Annotated in this window: 11 protein-coding genes; 4 read left to right on the forward strand and 7 right to left on the reverse strand. The window is 62.5% G+C overall.

What is annotated here, in order from left to right:
- Positions 1–6 precede the first annotated feature (6 nt).
- From FHP89_RS04715 to FHP89_RS04730, 4 genes are all read right to left on the reverse strand, one after another.
- Positions 7–297 (reverse strand): acylphosphatase, encoded by a 291-nt coding sequence (locus tag FHP89_RS04715; RefSeq protein WP_144179292.1) that lies wholly within the window; start codon positions 295–297, stop codon positions 7–9.
- Positions 294–551: a hypothetical protein gene (locus FHP89_RS04720; RefSeq protein WP_144179293.1), complete on the reverse strand. Its 258-nt coding sequence runs from the start codon at positions 549–551 to the stop codon at positions 294–296. Before FHP89_RS04720 ends, FHP89_RS04715 begins: the two co-directional genes overlap by 4 nt.
- A 3-nt stretch (positions 552–554) precedes the next feature.
- A complete protein-coding gene (gene metG, locus FHP89_RS04725; RefSeq protein WP_144179294.1) occupies positions 555–2,678 on the reverse strand; it encodes a methionine--tRNA ligase in 2,124 nt (707 codons plus the stop codon).
- 107 nt (positions 2,679–2,785) lie between these two features.
- Entirely contained in the window at positions 2,786–3,355 is a 570-nt protein-coding gene (locus tag FHP89_RS04730) for an OmpA family protein (RefSeq protein WP_144179295.1), read from the reverse strand.
- Between the two features lie 144 nt (positions 3,356–3,499).
- Between FHP89_RS04730 and apbC the strand changes: the two genes are divergently transcribed.
- From apbC to FHP89_RS04745, 3 genes are all read left to right on the forward strand, one after another.
- The gene (gene apbC / locus FHP89_RS04735) at positions 3,500–4,591 is read left to right on the forward strand and encodes an iron-sulfur cluster carrier protein ApbC (RefSeq protein WP_144179296.1); all 1,092 of its coding nucleotides are present in this window, start codon (positions 3,500–3,502) and stop codon (positions 4,589–4,591) included.
- 98 nt (positions 4,592–4,689) lie between these two features.
- Positions 4,690–5,256 carry a dCTP deaminase gene (gene dcd / locus FHP89_RS04740; protein WP_144179297.1) on the forward strand — a complete coding sequence of 189 codons (567 nt, stop codon included), beginning with the start codon at positions 4,690–4,692 and terminating at the stop codon, positions 5,254–5,256.
- A gap of 118 nt (positions 5,257–5,374) precedes the next feature.
- A complete protein-coding gene (locus FHP89_RS04745; RefSeq protein WP_144179298.1) occupies positions 5,375–7,627 on the forward strand; it encodes an arginine/lysine/ornithine decarboxylase in 2,253 nt (750 codons plus the stop codon).
- A 45-nt stretch (positions 7,628–7,672) separates the two neighbouring features.
- Here FHP89_RS04745 and FHP89_RS04750 read toward each other — a convergent pair whose 3' ends face one another.
- Complete coding sequence (locus tag FHP89_RS04750; protein ID WP_144179299.1) at positions 7,673–8,170, reverse strand: dihydrofolate reductase; 498 nt, start codon at positions 8,168–8,170, stop codon at positions 7,673–7,675.
- Positions 8,167–8,961 carry a thymidylate synthase gene (locus FHP89_RS04755; RefSeq protein ID WP_144179300.1) on the reverse strand — a complete coding sequence of 265 codons (795 nt, stop codon included), beginning with the start codon at positions 8,959–8,961 and terminating at the stop codon, positions 8,167–8,169. Before FHP89_RS04755 ends, FHP89_RS04750 begins: the two co-directional genes overlap by 4 nt.
- A 269-nt stretch (positions 8,962–9,230) precedes the next feature.
- Between FHP89_RS04755 and FHP89_RS04760 the strand changes: the two genes are divergently transcribed.
- Positions 9,231–10,598, forward strand: coding sequence for a hypothetical protein (locus tag FHP89_RS04760; protein WP_144179301.1), 1,368 nt, complete (start codon positions 9,231–9,233; stop codon positions 10,596–10,598).
- Positions 10,599–10,609: 11 nt separating this feature from the next.
- Here FHP89_RS04760 and FHP89_RS21025 read toward each other — a convergent pair.
- Positions 10,610–10,799, reverse strand: a 190-nt coding sequence (locus FHP89_RS21025) for a hypothetical protein (protein ID WP_222105312.1), incomplete at its 5' end; no start/stop codon positions are given.

Raw genomic sequence — 10,799 nt, forward strand, 5'->3', positions numbered from 1 at the left:
GTGGATTCAGGCGTCGGGGGCGACGGTGAAATCAGTGGGGAGTGGATCGGGCAGGTCTACCTCGGTCACGGTGACCCGGGCGACCTTGGCTTTGGGCGGTCCCTGATGACACCAGGCGACAAACGATTCGAGCATGTACTCCGTGCCAATGACCAGCGCCTCGACCGCGCCATCGGCGGTATTGCGCACCCAGCCGCGTACACCGAAGCGGGCGGCAGCTTCGGCCGCCGAGGCGCGATACCACACGCCCTGGACCGTGCCGGTGATGACCAGGCGCTGGGCGAGGGGCGCGCTCATGATTTGTTGGCGGCCGCTTTCTTGGCCAGCTGGATGCGGCGCAGTTCGATCACGCCCCAGAAATCGAGCACCAGACCGATCGCCACCATGGCGATGGCCTGCGTGGTGGAACTGGGGATGCCGTCAAGCAGCGCCATGTCGGCGATCAGATAGAGCGCGCCGAGCACTGCGATGATCGAGCCGACAATGTGCAGCCCGATCCACTTGGCCATGCTGCCGCCGCTGGTTTCGATTTTTCCGTTGGTTTCGCTCATGGATCACTTCACTCGCATGCCGGGCGTGGCGCCCGTGTCGGGGGAGAGGATGAACAGACCCGGCGTGGTGCCGGTGTCGTCGGAGGCAGCCAGCACCATGCCCTCGCTCATGCCGAACTTCATCTTGCGCGGGGCGAGGTTGGCCACCATCACGGTCAGCCGGCCGACCAGCGTGGCCGGGTCGTAGGCCGACTTGATGCCGGCAAACACCTGTCGTGGCTTGTCTTCGCCAATGTCGAGCTGCAGGCGCAGGAGTTTGTCGGCGCCTTCGACATGCTCGGCCGAGATGATTTTGGCGATGCGCAGGTCGACCTTGGTGAAGTCGTCGATGCCGATGTGCGCATCAGCGGTGGTGGCGGCCTGCGCGTCTTTTTGCTGGGCTTCGGCATGACGCTGACGGCTGCTCGCTTCGGGTGCCGGCGTGGGCGCCAGCGAGGCCTTGTTGGCCTCGATGAGGGCGTCGATCTGCTTGCGCTCGACACGCGTGAGCATGTGGCCGTAGGGCGCGATGGCGTGGCCGGCGGGCAGGGTGTCGGTCAGTTGCGACCAGCGCAGCGGCGGGATGTCGAGGAAGGCTTCGACCTGTTCGGCCACGGTCGGCAGGATCGGCTTGAGCAGACCGGCGAGCACACGGAACTGGTTGAGCGCGGTGCTGCACACCCCATGCAGGCGCTCGGTGTTGGCCGGGTCTTTGACCAGCTCCCAGGGCTTGTGGTCATTCACATACTGGTTGGCGACATCGGCCAGACGCATGATCTCGCGCAGCGCGCGGCTGAAGTCGCGCCCTTCGAAGGCGCGGGCGACTTCGCCGGCCTCGATGCTGGCGCGATAGGCAGCCATGGCGTCGAGATCGGGTGCGGCCAGTTTGCCGTCGAAGCGCTTGGTGATGAAGCCCGCGCAGCGGCTGGCGATGTTGATGAACTTGCCGACCAGATCGGAATTGACCTTGGCGATCATGTCGTCGAGGTTGAGGTCGACGTCTTCCATGGTGCCGTTGGACTTGGCGGCAAAGTAGTAGCGCAGCCAGGCCGGGTTGAGCTTTTGCTCGGTGTAGGAGCGCGCGGTGATGAAGGTGCCGCGGCTCTTGCTCATCTTGGCGCCATCGACGGTCAGGAAGCCGTTGACCGCCAGCTGCGTGGGCGTGCGGTAGCCGGCGTAGTGCAGCATGGCGGGCCAGAACAGCGCGTGGAAGTAGAGGATGTCCTTGCCGATGAAGTGCACCAGCTCGGTATTACTCTTGGCCGCAGCGGCGCCGTCGATGAAGCGCTCGACATCGATGCGACCGGTTTTGTCGGCCAGGTTCTTGAAGCTGGCGAAGTAGCCGATCGGCGCGTCCAGCCAGACATAAAAATATTTGCCCGGTGCGCCGGGGATCTCGAAGCCGAAGTAGGGCGCGTCGCGCGAGATGTCCCAGTCAGACAGCTTGTTTTCGCCCGGCTCGCCGAGCCATTCCTTCATCTTGTTGCTGGCTTCGGACTGCAGACGGCGCGTGCCGTTGGCGTCGGCCCCCTGGGTCCAGTCACGCAGGAAGTCGACCGCGCGCGGGTCGGAGAGCTTGAAGAAATAGTGCTCGGAGCTGCGCATCTCGGGCTTGGCGCCCGACACCGCAGACACCGGGTTTTTGAGATCGGTGGGCGCATAGGCGGCGCCGCACACTTCGCAGTTGTCGCCGTACTGGTCGAGCGCGCCGCACTTGGGGCATTCGCCCTTGATGAAGCGGTCGGGCAGGAACATGGCTTTGACCGGATCGTAGAACTGCTCGATCGAGCGGGTTTCGATCAGGCCGGCGGCTTGCAGCTTGCCGTAGATGTCTTCGGCGAACTGGCGGTTCTCGGCGCTGTGCGTGGAGTGGTAGTTGTCGAAGGCGACGTCAAAATCGGTGAAGTCGCGCAGGTGCTCGCCGTGCACCCGGTTGATCAGTGCCTCGGGCGTCACGCCTTCCTTTTCGGCGCGCAGCATGACCGGCGTGCCGTGGGTGTCGTCGGCGCAGACGTAGTGCACGGTGTGCCCCTGCATGCGCTGGTAGCGCACCCAGATGTCGGCCTGAATGTAGCCGACCAGATGGCCGAGGTGAATATCGCCGTTGGCGTAGGGCAGGGCGTTGGTGACGAGGATCTGGCGCGACATGGTTTCCTGCGGCGGCGGTCAAAGACCGCAAGTTTATCAAAGGCGAGCGGCTTCGCGGCGGCTTGAGGGCAGTTCGCTGCGCGATGGCCGGAGAATGGGCTGGGGACTCAGGGGAAGGGCGTGAGGAAAAGCTCGACCCGGCGGTTGCGGGCGCGCCCTTCCGGCGTGGCGTTGTCGGCAACCGGCTCGGCTTCGCCCCGGCCTTCGGCGTTGAGCCGCACCGGGTCGATCTTGCCGTCGTCGATCAGCACGGCGCGCACCGCTTTGGCGCGGGCGCGGGAGAGCTGCATGTTGTAGCCCTCGCGGCCGTTGCTGTCGGTGTGGCCGACGATGCGCACAATCAGGCTGGGGTGCTGGCGAAGAATCGCGCTGATCCGGCCGAGCAGGCCGACAAAGCTGGCGGTGGGCGTGGCGCTGTCGCTGCCGAAGGCGGCGTCATCTTCCAGCGTGAGTTGCAGGGCATTGTCGGGTGTGGTCTGCACCCGCGCTTTGCCAGCCTGGGTGTCGGCGGCCACCGAGTCGATCACCGGCTGCCAGTCAAAGGCGCGTCGCGGCAGGTGTTCGGCGCGCGTGTCGATAGGCTCGGGGCCGCTGTCTGTGGGCGCTTGCGTGGCGCAGCCGGTGAGCAGGGCGGCGGTGAGTGTCAGGGCGAAAAGCGGGGGGCGGATCAGTCGCATGGGTCTGGCAGAAAAAAGGCTGGGCGGCGCCGGCTCGGGGCCGAAGGATAACCCTGTTCGCGTCAGGGGAGGCGAATGCTGTCGGCTTCGGTATGATGCGCCTGTTGGGCAAAAAGGATTGCCCGTGCCATGTGTGGAGTCAGAATGGAAATCGATCGGGATCAGATTCAGGCAGCCCTCAAGAACGTGGTCGACCCCAACACGGGGAAGGACTTCGTGAGCAGCCGCAGTATTCGCGATGTGGCCGTTGATGGCGGCAAAGTGACCGTGGCGGTCGAGCTGGGTTATCCGGCGCGCAGCCAGGAAGACGCGCTGCGTGCGCTGGTGACCGAGGCCGTTGGCCAGGTGGCCGGTGTGACTGCGGTGGACGTCACGCTCACCACCAAGGTCGTCGCGCATGCGGTGCAGCATGGCGTGAAGTTGCTGGCAGGCGTAAAGAACATCATTGCCGTGGCTTCGGGCAAGGGCGGCGTGGGCAAGAGCACCACCGCGGTCAATCTGGCGCTCGCGCTGGCCGCCGAGGGCGCCCGCGTGGGTATTCTGGATGCGGATATCTATGGCCCGTCGCAACCGCAGATGCTGGGCCTGCAGGGCGCGCAGCCGGCCTCGCCGGATGGCAAGACGCTGACGCCGATCGAGGCGTTTGGCGTGCAGGCCATGTCGATCGGTTTCCTGGTCGATGTCGAAACACCGATGGTGTGGCGGGGGCCGATGGCCACCCAGGCGCTCAAGCAGCTGCTGACCGAGACCAACTGGGCCGACCTGGACTACCTGATCGTCGACATGCCGCCGGGCACCGGCGACATCCAGCTCACCCTGTCGCAAAGCGTGCCGCTGACCGGCGCCGTGGTGGTGACCACGCCGCAGGACATCGCGCTGCTGGACGCGCGCAAGGGCGTGAAGATGTTCGAGAAGGTGGGCGTGCCGATTCTGGGCGTGGTCGAGAACATGAGTCTGCACATCTGTTCGAACTGTGGTCACGAGTCGCATATCTTCGGCACGGGCGGCGGTCAGAAAATGTGTGACGACTACAACATCGCCTTCCTCGGTGGCTTGCCGCTGGACATGCAGATCCGCACCGAAGTCGATGCCGGTCGTCCGACCGTCGTGGCTGAGCCGGACGGGCGCATTGCCGGGCTGTATCGTGAAATTGCCCGCAAAGTGGCCGGTAGCGTGGCGATCCGCGCCAAGAACATGACCCACAAGTTCCCGAATATTGTGGTGCAGAACACCTGATCCGACGATCAGTCTTGATTCGCCCCGCGGCAAAGCTAGAATAGGCCGCTTTATGATTAGCGACGCGCCTGTGGGGCGGGTCTGACCGGAGTGTGAGGATGTCCATCAAGTCGGACAAATGGATTCGCCGCATGGCGCAGGAGCACCAGATGCTCGAGCCGTTCGCGCCTGAACTGGTGCGCGAAAACGGTAGCGGCAAGATCGTGTCGTATGGCACCTCGAGCTACGGCTACGATGTGCGCTGCGCCAACGAATTCAAGATCTTCACCAATATCAACTCGACCATCGTTGATCCGAAGAACTTCGATTCGGGCAATTTTGTCGATTTCGTGGGTGATGTGTGCATCATCCCGCCGAACTCGTTTGCCCTGGCGCGCACGGTCGAGTACTTCCGCATTCCGCGCAATGTGCTGACGGTGTGCCTGGGCAAGAGCACCTATGCGCGCTGCGGCATCATCGTCAACGTGACCCCGCTCGAGCCCGAATGGGAAGGTCATGTGACGCTGGAGTTCTCCAACACCACGCCGCTGCCGGCCAAGATCTACGCCAACGAGGGCATCGCTCAGATGTTGTTCTTTGAGTCGGACGAGGTCTGCGAGACGTCTTACAAGGATCGCGGCGGCAAGTATTTCGGCCAGAAAGGCGTGACCCTGCCGAAGATCTGAGCCTTCCGAGGCCGGCGCTGCGTCATCGTGCCGGCCATGCGACAAACCGTCACCGCATCGCGGTACGATGTGCCCGCGGCCTTTGCACTGCGGGCTTTCTTCATTTCAGGGGGCGAGGATGCGTTTCCAGTTTCCGATCATCATCATTGACGAAGACTTCCGCTCGGAAAACACCAGCGGTTTTGGCGTTCGCGCGCTGGCCAAGGCGATCGAGGGCGAGGGCATTGAAGTGCTCGGCGTCACCGGATACGGGGATCTGGCGTCTTTTGCGCAACAGCAAAGCCGCGCTTCGACCTTCATCGTGTCGATTGATGACGAGGAATTCAATTCCGAAGAGGAAGCGGACCGGGTCATCGAAAATCTCCGGCAATTCGTTGCGGAGATCCGCTTTCGCAACGCCGACATTCCGATTTTCTTGTACGGCGAAACGCGCACCTCGCGACACATCCCGAATGATGTGCTGCGTGAGATGCACGGCTTCATCCACATGTTTGAAGACACGCCCGAGTTCATTGCGCGTTACGTGGTGCGCGAGGCGCGCAGCTACCTCGACAGCCTGGCGCCGCCGTTCTTCCGCGCGCTGACGCACTACGCGGCCGACGGGTCGTATTCGTGGCATTGTCCGGGGCACTCGGGCGGCGTCGCCTTCCTGAAGAGTCCGGTCGGGCAGATGTTCCACCAGTTCTTTGGTGAGAACATGTTGCGCGCCGACGTGTGCAACGCGGTCGATGAACTCGGCCAGCTGCTCGATCACACCGGCCCGGTTGCTGCGTCCGAGCGTAACGCTGCGCGCATTTTCCATTGCGACCACCTGTACTTCGTGACCAATGGCACCTCGACCTCCAACAAGATGGTGTGGCATTCCACCGTCGCGCCGGGCGATGTAGTGGTGGTGGATCGCAACTGCCACAAGTCGATCCTGCACTCGATCATCATGACCGGCGCGGTGCCGGTGTTTCTGACGCCGACGCGCAACCACTACGGCATCATCGGGCCGATCCCGCTCGAAGAATTCAAGATCGAGAACATCCGCAAGAAGATCGCGGCGAACCCGTTTGTGAGCAAGACCGCGGCGAAGAATCCGCGCATCCTGACCATCACGCAATCGACCTACGACGGCGTGCTGTACAACGTCGAGGCGATCAAGGAAATGCTCGACGGCGAGATCGACACCCTGCATTTTGATGAGGCCTGGCTGCCGCACGCTGCGTTTCATGACTTCTACGGCGACTACCACGCCATCGGTGAAGACCGCGGCCGTTGCAAGGAGTCGATGATCTTCTCGACACAGTCGACCCACAAGATGCTGGCGGGCCTGTCGCAGGCTTCGCAGATTCTGGTGCAGGACTCCGAGGAGCGGCAGCTCGATCGCGACATCTTCAATGAAGCGTATCTGATGCACACCTCGACCTCGCCGCAGTATTCGATCATCGCATCGTGCGATGTGGCGGCGGCGATGATGGAGCCGCCGGGTGGGCCGGCGCTGGTGGAAGAGTCCCTCGCCGAGGCGCTTGATTTTCGTCGCGCCATGCGCAAGGTGGACGACGAATTCGGTGACAATGACTGGTGGTTCAAGGTCTGGGGGCCGGAATACCTGTCGGATGATGGCATTCCCGAGCGCGAAGACTGGATGCTCAAGGCCGGCGAGCGTTGGCACGGTTTCGGCGATCTGGCGCCGGGCTTCAATATGCTCGACCCGATCAAGGCGACGCTGATTACGCCGGGCCTGGACGTGGACGGCGATTTTGCCGAGTGGGGCATCCCGGCCGGTGTGCTCACCAAGTATCTGGCCGAGCACGGCATCGTGGTCGAGAAGACCGGGCTGTACTCCTTCTTCATCATGTTCACCATCGGCATCACCAAGGGCCGCTGGAATACGCTGGTGACCGAGCTGCAGCAGTTCAAGGACGATTTCGACCGCAATCGCCCGCTTTGGCGCGTCATGCCTGAGTTCATTGCCAAGCATCCGCGCTACGAGCGCGTGGGGCTGAAGGATCTGTGCATGCAGATCCACGCCTTCTATCAGAAACACGATGTGGCCAGGCTGACCACCGAAATGTATTTGTCAGACATGGTGCCCGCAATGCGTCCGACCGACGCCTTTGCCAAGACGGCCCATCGCGAAGTCGATCGTGTGCCTATCGATGATCTCGAAGGACGCGTGACCAGCGTGCTGCTCACGCCCTACCCGCCGGGCATTCCGCTACTGATTCCGGGCGAGCGGTTTAACGCAACGATCGTGCGCTATCTGAAGTTTGCGCGTGATTTCAACGGGAGTTTCCCTGGCTTCGAGACCGACATCCATGGCCTGGTCAAGGCCGACGTCAATGGGCAGACCGGCTACTGCGTGGATTGCGTGATTCAGGACTGACGCCGCCGCGCCCCGGGCGATGCCGCCAGGGGCGTGCTTGAGCGCTTACTTGATGCGCCGGTAGTCGACAAAGTCGGCGGCGTGGTCGTTGTCGGCATCTCGGGCCTGGTGGCGACGCCCGATTTCTTCGAAGGCCGAGCGATCGAAGCTCGGGAAAAAAGCGTCCCCCTCAATGCTTGCGTCCACTTCGGTCAGCAAGAGGCGGTCAGCCAGCGGCAGCGCCAGTGCATAGATCTGGGCGCCGCCAATCACAAAGAGTCGTTCACGATCAGCGCAGGCGGCGATGGCGGCCGCCACGCTATCGACGACCCGGGCCCCCGGCGCCGAGTAGTCGCGATCGCGGCTGATCACAATATTGGTGCGACCAGGCAGTGGCCGGCCGAGCGATTCCCACGTTTTGCGCCCCATCACGATGGGGAACCCCAGGGTTGTCGCCTTGAAGTGCGCAAGATCCGCCTTCAGTCGCCACGGCAGCGCGTTGTCTATGCCGATGGCGCCGTTGGTGGCCACGGCCGCGATCAGGACGATTTCGGGGGCACTCATACCGCCACCGGCGCGGAGATATGCGGATGCGGATCGTAGCCTTCGAGCGTAAAATCTTCGAAACGGAAGGCGAACAAATCGGTGACATCCGGGTTGATTTTCAGGGTCGGTAACGTCCGCAGTTCGCGGGACAGCTGAAGCCGGGTCTGCTCGAGGTGGTTCTTGTAGAGGTGGCAATCGCCGCCGGTCCACACAAAATCGCCCGGCTTGAAACCGCACACCTGCGCCACCATCAGCGTCAGCAATGCGTAGGAAGCAATATTGAAGGGCACACCGAGAAAAATGTCGGCGCTGCGCTGGTACAACTGGCAGGACAGGCGCCCGTCGGCCACATAGAACTGGAACAAGGCGTGGCAGGGCGGAAGCGCCATGCGGTCCACGTCGGACGGATTCCACGCCGACACCAGATGGCGGCGGGAGTCGGGCGACTGCTTCAGGCCCTCGACAAGTTGGCGAATCTGGTCGATTTCGCCGCCATCGCGTGCAGGCCAGTGGCGCCACTGATGGCCATAGACAGGGCCGAGATCGCCGTTTTCGTCCGCCCACTCGTTCCAGATCGAGACGCCATTGGCCTTGAGGTAGGCGATATTGGTGTCGCCGGCAAGAAACCACAGCAATTCATGAATGATCGAGCGGACATGGAGCTTCTTGGTCGTCAACAGCGGGAAGCCCTGGGCCAGGTCAAAGCGCATCTGGTGGCCAAAGACCGACAGGGTGCCCGTGCCTGTTCGGTCGGATTTGTCATGGCCGTGGTCAAGCACATGCTGCATGAGGTCGAGGTACTGTTGCATTTGAGCAATCCACAGATTCTTCAGAAGGTCGCCGATTGTACCGTGCTCCGGTCCTTCGAGCTGAGGCCGGCCCGCCACCCCAAGGCAAGGGAAAAACAGCGCCGACCGCCGAGTTTTGTGTGAAATAATGCTTGAAACGACAAAGAGATGCGGACTGTTTCCATGAGTGCCACATGTTCCTGAATGCATCGAACCTTTCGCCAGAATCGACTCGGCGCTTAGAGGAGGTCAGATGGCGGCTGGACTCGCTCCCTGCGAATGAGCCGGGCTTGGCGCTCGACGAAATCGCGGCGGGTATCGAGTTGATGCTCGATGGCCCCGAATGGCCGCTTGATCAGCTGGTGTCCGCGTTGCGCGATTTCGATGAATCCGCGCAGGCGATCATCCGGCAGGCCGCGCAGGGGTTTGTTCAGTCGAGCGTGCTGGGTACTGCGCGCGGCGCGGTGCTGCATGCGGCGTCGACTCGCGCATTCCGGGCGATCGCTCTCGCGGGCCGGTCTGTTTTGCAGCGGCAGCGATATTCAGAGGACGCCTCCTCAAGTGTCGCGGCCGAGATGGCAACACGATTGATGCGCGCCGAGGCAAGTCGTCTGAAGTGGGAGCATCTGCTCTACGGCCCGTTTGATCGTGCTTTGTGGCAGCAGATGGGGTCGGTGTTTCTCGAAGCAGAAGAAGACGGCCGTCTGATGCTGCCGGTCCACTTGCGTCGCGACCGAGATACGGAAACCTCGACCTATCGTGAATATTTGCGTGCCGTCGCGTTGCAGTGCTCCGGGCTCGAGCAAATGCCGGTTGAACTCGTCGACGTTGCTGACCGGTTGATCCAGCACCTGTTGCCGGCGCTGCATCTCGGCGCAGGGCCAGTCGAGGGCGCGCGCTTCATTGTGTCGCCGATGCTCGGCGGCGAGCCGCGACGCCTCATCAAGGCGGTCTCGGAGGGCGATCCGGCATGGTATTTCTCACCGCTTCTGGCTGAGCGGGTATTCGCTGAGCTGGAACTGATGCTTGGAAAGGGTGTCGTGCCAGGTGGTCTGGGCGCTGGCCCGGGCGCTAAAGATCATATTGCCGCGTGTATTCGCCATTTTCGACGGACTTGGTATGACACCCCCTCCGCACGCCGACATCGGCGGCACCTCATGGGGGGAAAGCTCGCCACGGTCAGAGGTTTTGGTACATTCAGTCAGGTCATTTCGGGCGGAGAGGCTGCGGCCTTGATGTCCTGGGACCTGCGCGACGTCAGCGTCGGCGGCCTGGGGGCTGTCGCGCCGGTTTCTGAATACAGCATGCCCCGCATCGGCGAGCTCATTGCCATGCGCTCTGAAGACGCCGTGGCGTGGCGGCTCGGTTTGGTGCGACGGATTCAGCGGGATGATATTACCCGTGCCTTTGTTGGGGTAGAAACTTTTGCCCTGGATCCTCGTCCGGTCAAGGCGGACGATGGCCGTTCCCCGCTCGACGTCCTGTTGTGTGATCCGCTGCGACGCGGCTTTCACCTAAGAGTCGCAGCGCCTGAAGGTGTGCTGCGTCCAGGGGCCCCGTTGTTCGTGGCTGAAGGTGGCGTCATTCAAAAGCTCAAGCCCCTAAGTAGTGTGTGGCGAGGGCACGAGTTCGAAGTCCGCACCTACATCGCAGTCTAGTCTCCCAGTCCTCATTGCCTTCGTTGCTCCATGCGCCTGATCGTGGCGGGCAAGGGCGACTTGTAGTGCAGGTTGGCAAGCGTCGTTTTTCGCGTCTGGAAATAAAGTAGCGTTTGGGTGTTGACAGGTTTTTTGTGGTGTCTATAATTCGCACCTCGCTTGAACGCAAACGCGTTTTGAGCGGCCCCTGAAGGAGTCGGA

The sequence above is a fragment of the Denitromonas ohlonensis genome (genome assembly GCF_007625205.1).
Classification (GTDB): Bacteria; Pseudomonadota; Gammaproteobacteria; order Burkholderiales; family Rhodocyclaceae; genus Nitrogeniibacter; species Nitrogeniibacter ohlonensis.